A 16,147-nucleotide genomic window follows, 5' to 3' on the forward strand; every position below is an offset into this window, starting at 1 on the left:
ATGCAAAGGCTTCAGACAGTGCTGTTGCAGTGCGCCGGTTGGCTGCTCTACATGAGCCTGCTCATGCTGATCGCCCTGGCCCTGCCAGCCGACATCTTCGACGCGCAGTCCAAGCACTTCATCTTCCTGGTCGGCGCAGTCGGCATCTGGCGCTACTCCATGGGCGCCACCCATTTCATCCGCGGCATGATCTTTCTCTACGGGGTGTACCCGTACCTGCGCCGCAAGGTGCAGCGCATGGGCAAGGCCGCCGACCCCTCGCATGTGTACCTGATGGTCACCAGCTTTCGCATCGAAGCGCTGACCACCGCCCAGGTGTACAGCTCGGTGATCCGTGAAGCGATCAACTGCGGCTTCCCTACCACCGTGGTGTGCTCGCTGGTGGAGATGTCCGATGAACTGCTGGTGAAGAGCCTGTGGGCCAAGTACAACCCGCCGCCTCACGTCACCCTGGACATCGTGCGCATTGCCGGTACCGGCAAACGGGACGGCCTGGCCTACGGCTTTCGCGCCATCTCGCGCATGCTGCCGGACGAAAATGCCGTGGTGGCGGTGATCGATGGCGACACCGTGCTGGCCGACGGCGTGGTACGCAAGACCGTGCCCTGGTTCAAGCTCTACCCCAACGTCGGTGGCCTGACCACCAACGAGTTCTGCGAAGTGCGCGGCGGCTACATCATGAGTGAATGGCACAAGCTGCGCTTCGCCCAGCGCCACATCAACATGTGCTCCATGGCCCTGTCCAAGCGCGTGCTGACCATGACCGGGCGCATGTCGATGTTCCGCGCCAGCGTTGTGACCGACCCCGAGTTCATCGCCGACGTGGAAAGCGACTCGCTGATGCACTGGCGTCTGGGCCGTTTCAAGTTCCTGACCGGTGACGACAAATCCAGCTGGTTCAGCCTGATGCGCCTGGGCTACGACACCTTCTATGTGCCGGACGCAGCCATCAACACGGTTGAACACCCGCCGGAAAAAAGCTTCTTCAAGGCCAGCCGCAAGCTGATGTACCGCTGGTACGGCAACAACCTGCGGCAGAACTCCCGCGCACTGGGCCTGCGCCGGCTGGGCCTGTTCACCGGCATCGTGCTGTTCGACCAGCGGGTGTCGATGTGGACCAGCCTGCTGGGCCTGACCGTAGCGGTGATCGCCAGCCTCAAGTTCGGCCTGGCCTTCTTGCTGGTGTACCTGCTGTGGATCGGCATCACCCGGCTGATCCTCACCATCATGCTGCTGTGCTCAGGCCACAGCGTGGGCCCGGCCTACCCGCTGATCCTCTATTACAACCAGATCATCGGCGCGCTGATGAAGATCTACGTGTTCTTCCGCCTCGACAAGCAGTCGTGGACGCGCCAGCCCACTGCCCTCAAGCGTGACCTCGCCAGCTTTCAACAATGGTTCAACACCTGGTCCTCGCGGGCCATGACCTTCTCGGCCGCCAGCATCTTCGTCGCTGTGCTGTTCATGGTCGTGTGACCCAACCCGGATCGGAACTTACAGGAACAGAGCCCCATGAATACCGCCGTGAACGTCAACGTCGTGCATGAGTCCGAAGCCCAGCGCCAGCATGCCCGGGTCCGCATCCCTGCCAAACTGCGTTTCCTCGATGCCCAGCGCCAGCCCCACGAAGTCAAGGTCGAGGACCTGTCCGCGGGTGGCCTGAGCTTCCATACCCAGCAGCCGCTGGCCGTGGGCGAGGTACTGCGCGGGCGGCTGCAGTTCACGGTCGACAACCTCGGTTTGTCGATGGACATCGAGTTCCAGGTACGTGCCTACAACGCAGGCGATGGCCGCACCGGCGCGCAGTTCCAGAACCTGGAGCCCCGCGATATCGCCACCTTGCGCCACCTCATCACCAGCCACCTGTCCGGTGAGCTGATCACCATGGGCGACGTGCTCAGCACCCTGCAACGCGACAACTTCACCAAGGCGCGCAAGCAGAAGGACAGCGGCAGCGGCCTGACCCCTTTTGGCCGCTTCAAGGCGGTCAGTGTGACCCTGGGTGTGTTCGTGGTGGGCATCGCCGCCTTTGGCTTTGTCGCCAAGTCGCTGTACGGCATGTACTTCGTCAGCCGCGCCGAAGCCGGCGTGGTCGCCGTGCCCGCCACCACCATCACCATGCCCCGTGACGGCACCGTCAACAGCCTGGTGCAGGCCGGCGAGCAGATCGGCAAGGGTGCGCCCCTGGCCAGCTTCACCACCAGCATGCTGGACATGCTCAAGGGCAGCATGGACGACGCACAGCTGGAACCGGCCAAGATCGAAGAGCTGTTCGGCAAGCAGCTGTCCGGTACCCTCACCAGCCCCTGCGACTGTGTGGTCGCCCGCCAGTGGGTGGACGACGGCCAGTACGCCGCCAAGGGCCAGCCGATCTTCCAGCTGATCCCGCGCACCACCACCCCGACCGTGGAAGCACGCTTCAGCTACCGCCAGTTCGACGAGGTGAAGCCAGGCACCCGGGTCAACTTCCAGGTCGCCGGTGAAGACCAGGTGCGTACTGGCCAGATCGTCGGCAGCAGCAGCCTGAACAGCGAAGACCTGGCTGCCGACATCCGCGTGCAGATCAAACCCGACAGCGGCTTGCCGGCAGAACTGGCCGGGCGCCCGGTGGCGGTCAGCAGCGACCGTGGGCCCTCGTTGAACTGGCTGTTCGACAGCGCTCAAGCCCGTGGGTTGTAAGGGGAACGCGTGATGAACTGCATGCCGCCGCTGCAAGGGCTGTGCCCTCGCCCCTTCACCTGGTGCACGCTCGCCCTGGCCGTGACCCTGGCCGGCTGCGCGGGCCTGCCCGACCAGCGCCTGGCCAACGAAGCCCTCAAGCGCGGGGACACCGCACTGGCCGAGCGCAATTACCAGGCCCTGGCAAACCTAGGCTACAGCGATGCCCAGGTGGGGCTGGCCGACATCAAGGTGGCCACCGGCAACCCGGCGCAACTCGAACAGGCCGAGGCGACCTACCGCGCTGCCGCGGCCACCTCGCCCCGTGCCCAGGCGCGCCTGGGCCGCCTGCTGGTGGCAAAGCCCGGCAGCACCCAGGCCGAACGCGAAGAGGCGCAAACCCTGCTCAAGCTCGCCGCCCGCCAGGGCCAGGGCAACACCCTGATCCCGCTGGCGATGCTGTACCTGGTGTACCCGCAAAGCTTCCCCGGTATCAATGCGCAGAAACAGATCGACCAGTGGCGCGCCGACGGTTACCCGGAGGCAGGCGTGGCCCAGGTGCTGCTGTACCGCACCCAGGGCACCTACGACCAGCACCTGGACGAGGTCGAACAGCTGTGCAAGGCCGCATTGGCCACTGCCGACAGCTGTTATGTGGAACTGGCCACCGTCTACCAGAAACGCGGCCAGGCCGAGCAGCAGGCCGCCCTGCTCAAGCAGCTCAAGTCGGCTTACGCCCGCGGCGCCGTACCGGGCACCCGGGTAGACAGCGTGGCCCGGGTGCTGGCTGATCGCAGCCTTGGCCAGACCGACGAGAAAGCCGCCCAGGCGCTGCTCGAACACATCGCCCCGGCCAACCCGGCGTCCTGGGTGAGCCTGGCGCAGTTGCTGTACGACTTCCCAGAGCTGGGCGATACCGACCACTTGCTGGCTTACCTCGAAAAAGGCCGTGACGCGCAGCAACCCCGCGCCGACCTGCTGCTGGGCCGCCTGTACTACGAAGGCAACAGCGTACCTGCCGACGCTGCCAAGGCCGAACAGCACCTGCAAGCGGCCGCCGAAGCCGGTGAGACCAGCGCCCGTTACTACCTGGGCCAGCTGTACCGCCGCGGCTACCTGGGCAATGTCGAGCCGCAGAAGGCACTGGACAACCTGCTGGCCGCCGCCCGCGGCGGGCAGAACAGCGCCGACTATGCCCTGGCCCAGTTGTTCAGCGAAGGCCACGGCGTGCGCCCGCAGCCCGCCGACGCCTGGGTGTTCGCCCAACTGGCCCAGGCCAACCCTACGCCGCAGTCTGCCGAGCTGCTGCAGCAACTCGACCAGCAGCTCACGCCCGAGCAGCGCGACCAGGCCCAGCACACGCTCGACCAGGAAACCCAGGCTCGCAGTGCCATGGCGCAAGGCGCCAACAGCATTCTGGCCCTCCAGGCCCTGCAGGGCGATGAACAAGACGAAGACGCCGAGGATTCGCTATGACGCTCAATGCCTTCATGAAAGCCGGCATCGGCCTGAGCTTCGCCCTGCTGTGGTCCTGCCCCACCCTGGCGCAGCTGACCGCCGACAAGAATTTCGGCCTGGAAGTGAAAGTCACTGGCCAGTCCGAAGACGACCGCGACCTGGGCACCCGCCCCGGTGGCGACGTCAATGGCCTGGGCTTGGACCTGCGCCCTTGGGTGTACGGCGAGCGCGGCAACTGGAGCGCCTACGCCATGGGCCAGGCGGTCACCGCTACCGACACCATCGAAACCGACACCCTGCGCCAGAACGACGACGGCACCACCACCGACACGGCTGAAGACAGCCGTCAGCCAGACAAAAGCTACCTGGCCATGCGTGAGTTCTGGGTTGGCTACAGCGGCCTCACCGCCTACCCCGGCGAGCAACTGCGCCTGGGCCGCCAGCGCTTGCGCAGCGATGACGGCATGTGGCGGGACACCAACATCGAAGCCCTCAACTGGACCTTCGACACCACCCTGCTCAAGGCCGACCTGGGCGTTGCCCAGCGCTTCAGCGAATACCGCACCGACCTCACCGAACTGGCGCCACAGGACAAGGACCGCACCCACGTATACGGCAACATAGCCACCCAGTGGACGCCTGGCCACTGGGTTGGCCTGCGCGCCCACCATACCCATGACAGCGGCAGCCTGAAGAGGCCGGGTGAAACCGTTGATGCGCTGGACAAGACCCGCACCGGCGACCTGACCTGGCTGGGCCTGGAAGCCAACAGCGACGCCTACAACTGGCGCAACGATCACAACATCAACTACTGGGGCAGCCTGACCTGGCTGACCGGTAACCGCGACACCCTCGGCAGCCGCCAGGTCGGCGACCAGCAAGTGGCCAGCGGCACCCAGCGCGGTGACGTGAATGCCTGGGCCACCGACCTGGGTATGCGCCTGCGCCTCAACCCGCAGTGGCAAGTCGGCGCCGCCTATGCGCGCGGCAGTGGCGGCGGGGACGACGGCGGCAACAATTTCGAGCAGACCGGCCTTGAGAGCAACCGCTCCAACTTCACCGGCACCCGGTCGCGCGTGCACCGCTTCGGCGAAGCGTTCCGCGGCGAGCTGGGCAACCTGCAGGCGGCCACCCTGTTCGCCTCCTGGCAACTGCGCGACGACTACGACGCCAGCTTCCTCTACCACAAGTTCTGGCGCGTGGACGGCAAGCAAAATATCGGCTCCAGCGGCATCAACGCAGTGGTCAACGACAACGGTGTGAACCGCCCGCTGGTCGATGGCGAAAAGGACCTTGGCCAGGAAATGGACGTGGTCGTCACCAAGTACTTCAAGCAAGGCCTGCTGCCGGCGTCGATGAGCCAGGCCATCGACGAGCCCTCCGCACTGGTACGCCTGCGCGCCGGGGTATTCAAGCCGGGCGATGCATACGGCAAGGAGGCGGACAGCTACATGCACCGCGCCTTCGTCGATGTGATCTGGCGTTTCTGAGGCCGCAAGGGGATTGCCATGAACCTTCATCCACATTTGCGCCACGGCCTGCTGGCCAGCGCCCTGCTGCTGGCCAGCGGCCTGGCCGCCGCCGCAGAGCCGCGGCTGCTGGCCAAGGAACTGCAGCAGGCCCGCACTTATATGGTGTCCAGCGCGCCGACCGAACCGCTGCACATGGACCCGCCCACGCTGCCTGACCTTTCCGGCTACACCGCGCAAGCCGTGCAGAGCAAGATCGACCGCAGCCACCCGGGCAAGGTGACGGTGCGCCGCATGTTCCAAGAAGACAGCCTCAAGGAGTTCGTCGGTGGCGACAACAAGGCCGCCGAATGGGTGCAGCGCCAGCACGGCATTCCACAGGCCATCTTCATCGATGACGGCCATGTCGACCTGGCGCAACTGAGCCGCCAAGTGCCCAGGCAGTACCTGAACGAAGTGCAGCCGGGCGTGTACCTGGCACGCCTGCCCATCGTGGTCGGGCGCAAGGGCACGCTGGAGATCAACAGCAAGGTCAGGCAACTGCGCCTGTCCGAGGAAGGCGGTGCGTTTCTGGTGAACGACGGCAAGCTGTTCGTCACCGACACCCAGGTGACCGGCTGGCGCGAACAAAGCAACGGCCCGGCCACGTTCCGCTCGCCCAAGGCGTTTCGCCCGTTCCTGCTGTCGTGGGGCGGCACCGAGACCTACATCGTCAACACCACCATGGCCAGCCTCGGCTATGCCAAGTCCAAGTCCTACGGCGTGAGCATTTCGCAGTACACGCCCAACCTGGCCAGGCGCATGGGCCGGCCCGAGCCGACCGGCTGGATCATCGGGTCGCAGTTCAGCGACATGTGGTACGGCTTCTACTGCTATGAAACCCGCGACTTCGTGGTGAAGGACAACACCTACCGCGACAACATCGTCTACGGCATCGACCCGCACGACCGTTCCCATGGCCTGATCATCGCCGGCAACACGGTGCATGGCACGCGCAAGAAGCACGGCATCATCGTGTCCCGCGAGGTGAACGACAGCTGGATCATCAACAACAAGAGCTTCGACAACAAGCTCTCCGGGGTGGTGATCGACCGTAACAGCATCAACAACCTGGTGGCCTACAACGAGATCTACCGCAACCACACCGATGGCATCACCCTGTACGAAAGCGGCGACAACCTGATCTGGGGCAACAAGCTGGTCAACAACCGTCGCCACGGCATCCGCGTGCGCAACAGCGTGAACATCCGGCTGTACGAAAACGTCGCCATGGCCAACGGCCTGGTGGGGGTGTACGGCCATATCAAGGACCTGTCCGACACCGACCGCGACATCGCCCTGGACCCGTTCGATGCCAAGGTGTCGCTGATTGTGGTGGGCGGGCAACTGGTGGCCAACGGCTCCGGCCCGCTGTCCATCGACTCGCCGTTGTCGGTGGAGCTGTACAAGGTGGCCATGCTGGCCCCGCGCAAGGCCAGCGGTATCACCCTCAGTGGCGTGCTGGGCCAGCGCCAGGACGAAATCCTCGACCTGCTGGTGCGCCAGCAGAAGGCTGTGCTGATCGACCCGGTCGAACGCCAGGCCGAAATGATCGATTAAGGAAGCCCCGACCATGACCGCACACACCCTCAAACTGCTGGGCGTTACCTGCGCCCTTCTGGCCATCAGCCAGGGCGCGCGCGCCGACCAGGTGACGGCCCCCACCTTCACCGCCGAGCCGTGCTGCCAGCTGTGCCCCGAAGCGCACGATGCCAGCCGCTACACCACCCGCTACCAGCAGAACTTCACCACGCTGGTGCAGGCCAAAGGGGACTGGCTGTTCCGTACCCGGGAAGACCTGCGCACCGAATTCGACACCACACAGGCCGGCTACAAACGCCTGCAGCAGGTGCACGACGCCTTCAAGAAGCGCGGTGTCGAGCTGGTAGTGGTGTACCAGCCCACCCGTGGCCTAGTGAACCGCAACATGCTCGAACCGGCTGAAAAAGCCGCCTTCAACTACCAGAAGGCATTGGGCAACTACCAGGCCATGCTCAAGCGCTTTGCCGGCATGGGCTACAACGTGCCCGACCTGTCGCCCCTGACCAACGAGCAACTGGCCGCTGCCGACCAGGGCAAGGACTTCTACTTCCGCGGCGACCAGCACTGGACCCCGTACGGCGCCGAGCGCGCCGCGCGAATCGTGGCCGACACGGTGCACAACATGCCGGCTTTCGAGGGCATCCCGCGCAAGGAATTCGAAACCACCAAGTCTGGGCGCATGGGCAAGACCGGCACCCTGCATAACGTGGCCGGGCAGCTGTGCGGCACCAGCTACGCCGTGCAGTACATGGACCAGTTCAGCACCGAGCCCAAGGGTGCCAGCGGCGATGGCGACGACCTGTTCGGCGACGAAGGCAACGCCCAGATCACCTTGGTGGGCACCAGCCACAGCGGCAAGAACTACAACTTTGCCGGCTTTCTGGAGCAGTACATCGGTGCCGACGTGCTGAACGTCGCCTTCCCCGGCGGCGGCCTTGAAGGCTCGATGATCCAGTACCTGGGCAGCGAGGAGTTCAGGAAGAACCCGCCGAAGATCCTGGTGTGGGAGTTCTCGCCGCTGTACCGCCTGGACCAGGAGACCATCTGGCGGCAGATCCTCGGCCTGCTCGACGATGGCTGTGACGACCGCCCCGCGCTGATGAGCGCCAGCACTGCGCTCAAGCCTGGCGAGAACCAACTGATGGTCAATGGCAAGGGTGGCGTGATCAAGCCCTTGGTCAACCGCAACCTGCAGATGGACGTGAAGTTCGAAGACCCGTCGGTGAAGGTGCTGCAAGCCACTCTGTGGTACCTCAACGGCCGGCACGAAGACATCAAGCTGGAAAAGCCGGAAACCTCCGATACCGACGGCCGCTTCGTGTTCCAGATGCGCGAAGACGAGGACTGGGCCGATCAAAGCCTGTTGGCCTTCGAGGTGCAGGGGCCGGAAAAAGGCACCCAGAACGTCGAGGCCAAGCTCTGCAAACGCAACAACTTCGCCGGGCCTGCGCACACCGCGCAAGCCGGCCAGTGAGGCGACCATGACCCATTACACGCACATCTTGCGCCCCGCCCTGCTCGCCCTGGCCCTGTGCGGCAGTGCCGCACAAGCCGCCCTGGTACCGCCGCAGGGGTACTACGAAGGCATCGAAAAGCTCAAGACCGGCGACAGCAAGTTCCGCTGTGAAGCTGCGCCCAAACCCTATACCGGCGCGCTGCAGTTTCGCAGCAAGTACGAGGGCTCGGACAAGGCGCGGGCCACCCTCAACCTCGACTCCGAACACGCCTTCCGCACCTCGACCGAAGCCATCACCACCCTTGAAAAAGGCGTGAGCAAGATGGTCACCCAGTACATGCGTGACGGCCGCCCGGCGCAGCTCGATTGCGCACTGACCTGGCTGGGCACCTGGGCCCGGGCCGATGCGCTGATGTCCACCCAGTACAACCACACCGGCAAGTCGATGCGCAAATGGGCGCTGGGCAGCATGAGCGGCTCCTGGCTGCGCTTGAAGTTCTCCCGTTCGCAACCGCTGGCGGCCCACCAGGCCGAGGCCGAACTGATCGAAAAGTGGTTCGCCCGCCTGGCCGAGCAGACCGTGCGCGACTGGAGCAACCTGCCCTTGCAGAAGATCAACAACCACAGTTACTGGGCAGCCTGGTCGGTGATGGCCACTGCCGTGGCCACCGACCGCCGCGACCTGTTCGACTGGGCCGTGAAGGAATACAAGGTGGGCGCCAACCAGGTCGACGAGCAGGGCTTCCTGCCCAATGAGATCAAACGCAGGCAGCGCGCCCTGGCCTACCACAACTACGCCCTGCCGCCGCTGGCGCTGATCGCAAGTTTCGCCCAGGCCAACGGCGTGGACCTGCGCAGCGAGAACAACTTCGCCCTGCAGCGCCTGGGCGAAGGCGTGCTGGCCGGCGCCCGCGACCCGCGCCATTTCGCCGAACGGGCAGGCGAGAAACAGGACATGAAGGACTTGAAAGTGGACACCAAGTACGCCTGGCTCGAACCCTGGTGTGCGCTGTACCACTGCGTGGGCGACACCCTGCAGCGCAAGCACGGCATGCAGCCGTTCAACAGCTTCCGCATGGGTGGCGACATGACCCGGGTGTATGACCCGAAAAACTGACGCAAGCCGGTAGGCGCGGGTAAAACCGCGCCTACGGAAAGTCTAGGTAGCCCACCACGTCTGCGTGGGGGGTTTGGGGGGCGTTTGCCCTGAATGCTGTGAGCAAATTAGGAGAACCGGGATGGTCTTCTCGTCCAACGTGTTCCTGTTCCTGTTCTTGCCGATCTTTCTCGGCCTGTACTACTTGAGCGGGCAGCGCTATCGCAACCTGCTGCTGCTGGTCGCCAGCTACATCTTCTACGCCTGGTGGCGGGTGGACTTCCTGGCCCTGTTCGCCGGCGTCACCCTGTGGAACTACTGGATCGGCCTGAAGGTTGGAGCAGCCGGCGTGCGTACCAAGCCGGCGCAGCGCTGGCTGCTGCTGGGCGTGGGCGTGGACCTGGCAATACTGGGCTACTTCAAGTACGCCAACTTCGGCGTCGACAGCCTCAACGCCATCGTCACCTCGTTCGGCCTGGAGCCGTTCATCCTCACCCACGTGCTGCTGCCGATCGGTATCTCGTTCTACATCTTCGAGTCCATCAGCTACATCATCGACGTGTACCGCGGCGACACCCCGGCCACCCGCAACCTGATCGACTTCGCGGCGTTCGTGGCGATCTTCCCGCACCTGATCGCCGGCCCCGTACTGCGCTTCAAGGACCTGGTGGAGCAGTTCAACAACCGCACCCACACCCTGGACAAGTTCTCCGAAGGCTGCACCCGCTTCATGCAGGGCTTCATCAAGAAGGTGTTCATCGCCGACACCCTGGCCGTGGTCGCCGACCACTGCTTCGCCCTGCAGGCACCCACCACCGGTGACGCATGGCTGGGGGCACTGGCCTACACCGCGCAGTTGTACTTCGACTTCAGTGGCTACAGCGACATGGCCATCGGCCTTGGCCTGATGATGGGCTTCCGCTTCATGGAGAACTTCAAGCAGCCGTACATCAGCCAGTCGATCACCGAGTTCTGGCGCCGCTGGCACATCAGCCTGTCGACCTGGCTGCGCGACTACCTGTACATCACCCTGGGTGGCAACCGCAAAGGCACCTTCAACACCTACCGCAACCTGTTCCTGACCATGCTACTGGGTGGCCTGTGGCACGGCGCCAACTTCACCTACATCCTCTGGGGCGCCTGGCACGGCATGTGGCTGGCGATCGAACGCGCGCTGGGCATCGACACCAACCCGCAGCGTTTCAACCCGGTCAAATGGGCATTCACCTTCCTGCTGGTGGTGGTCGGCTGGGTGATCTTCCGCGCCGAAAACCTGCACGTGGCCGGCCGCATGTATGGCGCTATGTTCAGCTTCGGCGACTGGCAGCTGTCGGAGCTCAACCGCGCCCAGCTGACCGGCCTGCAGGTGGCCACCCTGGTGATTGCCTACCTCACCCTGGCGTGGTTCGGCCTGCGCGACTTCTATCGCACGGCCACCCCGGCAGCGGCCCTGCCCACCCCGGCGCAGGTCAACGCCGACGGTTCGGTGGGCATGGACGTGACGCGGGTGCTGACCCGTGTGCTGGTGCTGCTGTTGTTCGCCGCCTCGGTCCTCAAGCTTTCGGCGCAGAGCTACTCGCCGTTCCTGTACTTCCAGTTCTGAGGGGCCTCACATGACCCGCATATTACGCATCACCTATTCCCTGTCGTTCCTCGGCCTGCTGGTAGGCATGGGCGTGTGGTCCCTCGGTGGCCTGCAGGGGTTCCAGCGCACGGCGCCGATGACCCTGCTGGACGGCAAGCTGGCCAAGGCCGCCGAGACGCACTACGACGCGCAGTTCCCGATCAAGCGCCTAGGCACCAACCTGTGGGCGGCCATGGATTTCAAACTGTTCAACGAGGGCCGCCCCGGTGTGGTATTGGGGCGCGACCAGTGGCTGTACAGCGACGAGGAATTCAAGCCCGCAGCTGGCGCCGAGCAACGGATGCAGGACAACCTGGCACTGATCCGTGGCGTGCGCGACACCCTGCAGCAACAGGGCAGCCAGCTGGTACTGGCGATCGTACCGGCCAAGGCGCGGGTGTATGACGAGTACCTTGGCAAGCAACGCCCGGCCAGCCTGCACGACGACCTGTACAACCGCTTCCATGCCAGGGCGCGCCAGGCCGGGGTGTTTGCCCCAGACCTGATGGCGCCGCTGGAACAGGCCAAGGCCCGCGGCCAGGTGTTCCTGCGTACCGACACCCACTGGACGCCGATGGGCGCCGAGGCCGCAGCCCAGGCCCTGGCCGAAGCGGTCGGCCGCCAGCACCTGCTCGAAGGCGAGCAACAGGCCTTCGTTACCGAAGCCGGCACCACCGCCCCGTACAAGGGCGACCTGACCAATTTCCTGCCGCTAGACCCGCTGTTCAGCAACCTGCTGCCGGCACCCGACACCCTGCAGCAGCGCACCACGCGCCCGGCGCAGGCCGAAGCACAGGGCGATGACGCGCTGTTCGCCGACACCCGCATTCCGGTGGCCCTGGTGGGCACCAGCTACAGCGCCAACCCGCACTGGAATTTCCTGGGGGCACTGCAGCAGGCGCTGCACAGCGACGTGGCCAACTATGCCGAAGACGGCCACGGGCCACTGGTACCGATGCTCAAGTACCTGCAAAGCGACGCGTTGCGCAATGCCCCGCCGCAAGTGGTGGTGTGGGAATTCCCCGAGCGTTACCTGCCGATGAAAACCGACCTCAGCCGCTTCGATCCGCAGTGGATCGCGCAGCTGAAGAACACCCGCAAGACCGAAGCAAACCTGGCCATGTCGTCCACCCGGGCGCCCCACTGATAGAGAGGAAACCGCACATGACTCCTAAAACTTCCATTGCCAAGGCCCTCACCCTCGCAGCTGGCCTGTCCCTGGCATCACTGCAGGCCTTCGCCGGTGCCGACGCCGCCCTCTATGGGCCGAGCGCGCCAAAAGGCTCTACCTTCGTACGCCTGTTCAACGCCGCCAGCGCACCGGCTGCCGCCAGCGTCGGCAACACCCAGATCAAGCAGGTGGGTGCCCAGGCCAGCAGCGATTTCAGCTTCCTGCCAGGCGGTGACTACACCGCCCAAGTCGGCGGCAAGCAGGTGCCCGTGCAACTGGCCTCCGACAAGTACTACACCTTGGTCAACAGCGGTACCGGCAACCCGCAGCTGGTGGAGGAGCCGCCGTTCAAGAACAAGCAGAAGGCCCTGGTACGCGTGCAGAACCTGAGCGACCAGTCACTCACCCTGAAAACCGCCGACGGCAAGACCGAAGTGGTGAAACCGGTGGCCGCCCACGGCCGTGGCGAACGGGAAATCAACCCGGTCAAGGTCAACCTGGCGCTGTACCAGGGCAGCAAGAAAGTGGGTGATGTGAAACCCGTCGCCCTGGAGCGCGGCGAAGCGGCCGTGCTGTACGTCACCGGTTCCGGCAGCGCGCTGTCGCCGGTCTGGGTCACCCGCCCGGTATCGGGCAACTGATTTCAACTACCCCTCAATGACTAGTGGAGAAACACGATGATCCCGGTAATTCTTTCTGGTGGTAGCGGTTCGCGCCTGTGGCCCCTGTCGCGCAAGCAGTTCCCCAAGCAGTTTCTGGCCCTGACCGGCGAGCACACGCTGTTCCAGCAAACCATCGAACGGCTGGTGTTCGAAGGCATGGATGCGCCCATCGTGGTCTGCAACAAGGACCACACCTTCATCGTGCAGGAGCAACTGGCCGCGCTGTCGCTGCAGACCCAGGGCATCCTGCTGGAGCCATTCGGGCGTAACACCGCGCCAGCCGTGGCCATGACCGCCATGAAACTGGTGAATGAAGGCCGTGACGAGCTGATGCTGGTACTGCCAGCCGACCATGTGATCGATGACCAGAAGGCCCTGCAGCGCGCGCTGGCCCTGGCCACGGTAGCTGCCGAACGTGGCGAGATGGTGCTGTTCGGGGTGCCGGCGACCAAGCCTGAAACCGGCTATGGCTACATCCGTTCCAGCCAGGATGCCTTGTTGCCCGAAGGGGTGGCGCGGGTGGCCCAGTTTGTGGAAAAGCCCGATGAGAAGCGCGCTGCCGAGTTCGTTAAGGCCGGTGGCTACTTCTGGAACAGCGGCATGTTCCTGTTCCGTGCCAGCCGCTTCATCGAAGAACTGAAAAAGCACGATCCCGACATCTACGACACCTGCATGCTGGCCCTGGAACGCAGCCAGGCCGATGGCGACACGCTGAGCATCGATGAAGCCACCTTCGCCTGCTGCCCGGACAACTCCATCGACTATGCGGTGATGGAAAAAACCCGGCGCGCCTGCGTGGTGCCGATGTCGGCCGGTTGGAGCGACGTGGGTTGCTGGTCGTCGCTGTGGGATGTGCACGACAAGGACGACAACGGCAATGTCACCAAGGGCGACGTGATGGTGCAGGACAGCCACAACTGCATGATCCACGGCAACGGCAAGCTGGTGTCGGTGATCGGCCTGGAGAACATCGTGGTGGTCGAGACCAAGGACGCCATGATGATTGCCCACAAAGACAAGGTTCAGGGCGTGAAGCAGATGGTCAAGTCGCTGGACGCGCAGGGCCGCAGCGAAACCCAGAACCACCTGGAAGTCTATCGCCCGTGGGGCTCGTACGATTCGGTGGACATGGGCGGCCGCTTCCAGGTCAAGCACATCACCGTGAAGCCGGGCGCCAGCCTGTCGTTGCAGATGCACCATCACCGGGCGGAACACTGGATCGTGGTGTCCGGCACCGCCGAGGTCACCTGTGACGAGAAGGTATTCCTGCTGACCGAGAACCAGTCCACCTACATCCCGATCGCCTCGGTACACCGCCTGCGTAACCCCGGCAAGATCCCGCTGGAAATCATCGAGGTGCAATCGGGCAGTTACCTGGGCGAGGATGATATCGAGCGTTTCGAGGACGTGTATGGGCGTACCTCGGTGGCAGCAGAGGGCGCAACCGGCCTGGGTTGATGAGGCCGGTGTAGGCGCCGGCTTGGCAGCGATGGGCTCGAACGGATCAAGGCAGTGACTGCCACCGTTTTGAGCCCATTCCCATTTCACGCTACGATGCTCAGACCCCGCGCAACTCAGGTCTGCACCCCCATGATCATCGGCGCCCTGCTCATCCTTACCTGGCTGGGACTGCTGCTGCGCTACCCGGCCAAGGCATTGCCGCTCTCCCTGGCGGCCATTGGTGGGCTGGGGCTTGTGGCGCTGTTCGTCATCTGGCAGGACAGCCGCGAGGCGTCGCAACTGGCGCGGGTAGACCTGCGGCTGGTCCATGCACCTGCCCAATGCCCGGCCGACCGCCCATTGCAGGTCACCATCCGCAACGACAACACGGTGCCGCTCACCGAACTGCGCTGGCGGGTGGCCGCCTATGCGCCGGGCGACACCGTCAACCTTGCCGAAAATACCTACAACGCACCGCGCTACCGTGGCCCTGGCGAACTGCAGGCGGGTGCCCAATGGAGCGATTGCCTGCCATTGCCCCCACTGCGCGCAGGCTACCGTGCGCAAACCCTGGAATTCCGCGCCGAGCACCTGCAAGGCACCTTCGCCAACTAACCGCCCTGACCAAAGGCTCTGCCATGCCCACCGTTCTGATCACCGGTTGTTCCAGCGGCATCGGCCGCGCCCTGGCCGACGCCTTCCGCGATGCCGGCCATGAGGTGTGGGCCACCGCCCGCAAACCTGAAGACGTTGAGCGCCTGGCCGCTGCAGGTTCTACTGCCAGGCCGCTGGACGTCAACGACCCGCAGGCACTGACCCGGCTGGCCGAGGAACTGCCCACCCTCGATATCCTGATCAACAATGCAGGCTACGGCGCCATGGGGCCCCTGCTCGATGGTGGGGTAGACGCCATGCAGCGCCAGTTCCAGACCAATGTGTTCGCGCTGGTGGGGGTAACCCGCGCGTTGTTCCCGTTGCTGCGCCGGTCCAGAGGCCTGGTAGTCAATATCGGCAGTGTGTCGGGTGTGCTGGTGACGCCGTTCGCCGGGGCTTACTGCGCCTCCAAGGCCGCCGTGCATGCGCTGACCGACGCCCTGCGCCTGGAGCTGGCGCCGTTCGGCGTTCGGGTGATGGAGGTGCAGCCCGGTGCCATCGCGTCGCAGTTTGCCAGCCATGCGCAACACGAGGCTGAGCAGTTGCTGGCACCGGCGTCGCCCTGGTGGCCGTTACGTGAGCAGATCCAGGCCAGGGCCCGTGCTTCCCAGGACAGGCCCACCCCTGCGGCGAGCTTTGCCCAGGGTGTGCTGGCGGCAACGCGGCGCTCGCCTGTACCGGTGCTGGTCAGGCTGGGCAATGGCAGCACCGCCCTGCCGCTATTGGCGCAAGTGCTGCCGCGGCGGCTGCTGGACTGGGTGTTGCGCAAACGGTTTGGGTTGTTGCGCGGGCTTTGAGGTAGGACGTGGTTTGTGCGGTGGTGCGCGGATCGAGCGCCGCCCGCGCGGCGCATCGCGAGCTGCGCTCGCTCCTACGTT

The 16,147-nt window shown here is 64.8% G+C and carries 13 protein-coding genes; all 13 read left to right on the top strand.

Going from position 1 to position 16,147, the window contains the following annotated elements; translation table 11 throughout:
* On the top strand, positions 1 to 1,476 hold the full coding sequence (locus tag IAE38_RS16655; protein WP_201218335.1) for a glycosyltransferase family 2 protein: 1,476 nt from the start codon (positions 1 to 3) through the stop codon (positions 1,474 to 1,476).
* Positions 1,477 to 1,512: 36 nt separating this feature from the next.
* Positions 1,513 to 2,679 carry an alginate biosynthesis protein Alg44 gene (locus IAE38_RS16660; protein WP_201218336.1) on the top strand — a complete coding sequence of 389 codons (1,167 nt, stop codon included), beginning with the start codon at positions 1,513 to 1,515 and terminating at the stop codon, positions 2,677 to 2,679.
* 21 nt (positions 2,680 to 2,700) lie between these two features.
* Positions 2,701 to 4,134: an alginate biosynthesis TPR repeat lipoprotein AlgK gene (gene algK, locus IAE38_RS16665; RefSeq protein WP_201218346.1), complete on the top strand. Its 1,434-nt coding sequence runs from the start codon at positions 2,701 to 2,703 to the stop codon at positions 4,132 to 4,134.
* A complete protein-coding gene (locus IAE38_RS16670) occupies positions 4,131 to 5,606 on the top strand; it encodes an alginate export family protein (RefSeq protein ID WP_201218337.1) in 1,476 nt (491 codons plus the stop codon). Before algK ends, IAE38_RS16670 begins: the two co-directional genes overlap by 4 nt.
* Positions 5,607 to 5,624: 18 nt before the next feature.
* Positions 5,625 to 7,184 (top strand): mannuronan 5-epimerase AlgG, encoded by a 1,560-nt coding sequence (algG, locus tag IAE38_RS16675; RefSeq protein WP_201218338.1) that lies wholly within the window; start codon positions 5,625 to 5,627, stop codon positions 7,182 to 7,184.
* Between the two features lie 13 nt (positions 7,185 to 7,197).
* Complete coding sequence (locus IAE38_RS16680; protein ID WP_201218339.1) at positions 7,198 to 8,640, top strand: alginate O-acetyltransferase; 1,443 nt, start codon at positions 7,198 to 7,200, stop codon at positions 8,638 to 8,640.
* A gap of 7 nt (positions 8,641 to 8,647) precedes the next feature.
* Positions 8,648 to 9,739, top strand: coding sequence for a mannuronate-specific alginate lyase (locus IAE38_RS16685; RefSeq protein WP_201165039.1), 1,092 nt, complete (start codon positions 8,648 to 8,650; stop codon positions 9,737 to 9,739).
* Positions 9,740 to 9,860: 121 nt separating this feature from the next.
* Positions 9,861 to 11,321: an MBOAT family O-acyltransferase gene (locus IAE38_RS16690; protein ID WP_201165037.1), complete on the top strand. Its 1,461-nt coding sequence runs from the start codon at positions 9,861 to 9,863 to the stop codon at positions 11,319 to 11,321.
* 10 nt (positions 11,322 to 11,331) lie between these two features.
* On the top strand, positions 11,332 to 12,489 hold the full coding sequence (locus IAE38_RS16695; RefSeq protein WP_201218341.1) for an alginate O-acetyltransferase: 1,158 nt from the start codon (positions 11,332 to 11,334) through the stop codon (positions 12,487 to 12,489).
* 17 nt (positions 12,490 to 12,506) lie between these two features.
* Positions 12,507 to 13,154, top strand: a complete 648-nt coding sequence (locus IAE38_RS16700) for an alginate O-acetyltransferase AlgF (protein WP_028635243.1) — start codon at positions 12,507 to 12,509, stop codon at positions 13,152 to 13,154.
* A gap of 36 nt (positions 13,155 to 13,190) precedes the next feature.
* On the top strand, positions 13,191 to 14,633 hold the full coding sequence (locus tag IAE38_RS16705; protein WP_201218342.1) for a mannose-1-phosphate guanylyltransferase/mannose-6-phosphate isomerase: 1,443 nt from the start codon (positions 13,191 to 13,193) through the stop codon (positions 14,631 to 14,633).
* A 132-nt stretch (positions 14,634 to 14,765) separates the two neighbouring features.
* Complete coding sequence (locus tag IAE38_RS16710; protein WP_201218343.1) at positions 14,766 to 15,230, top strand: multidrug transporter; 465 nt, start codon at positions 14,766 to 14,768, stop codon at positions 15,228 to 15,230.
* 23 nt (positions 15,231 to 15,253) lie between these two features.
* Positions 15,254 to 16,066, top strand: a complete 813-nt coding sequence (locus IAE38_RS16715) for an SDR family oxidoreductase (protein WP_201218344.1) — start codon at positions 15,254 to 15,256, stop codon at positions 16,064 to 16,066.
* Positions 16,067 to 16,147: the final 81 nt, after the last annotated feature.

The sequence above is a fragment of the Pseudomonas sp. S32 genome, assembly GCF_016648095.1.
GTDB classification, from domain to species: Bacteria; Pseudomonadota; Gammaproteobacteria; order Pseudomonadales; family Pseudomonadaceae; genus Aquipseudomonas; species Aquipseudomonas parafulva.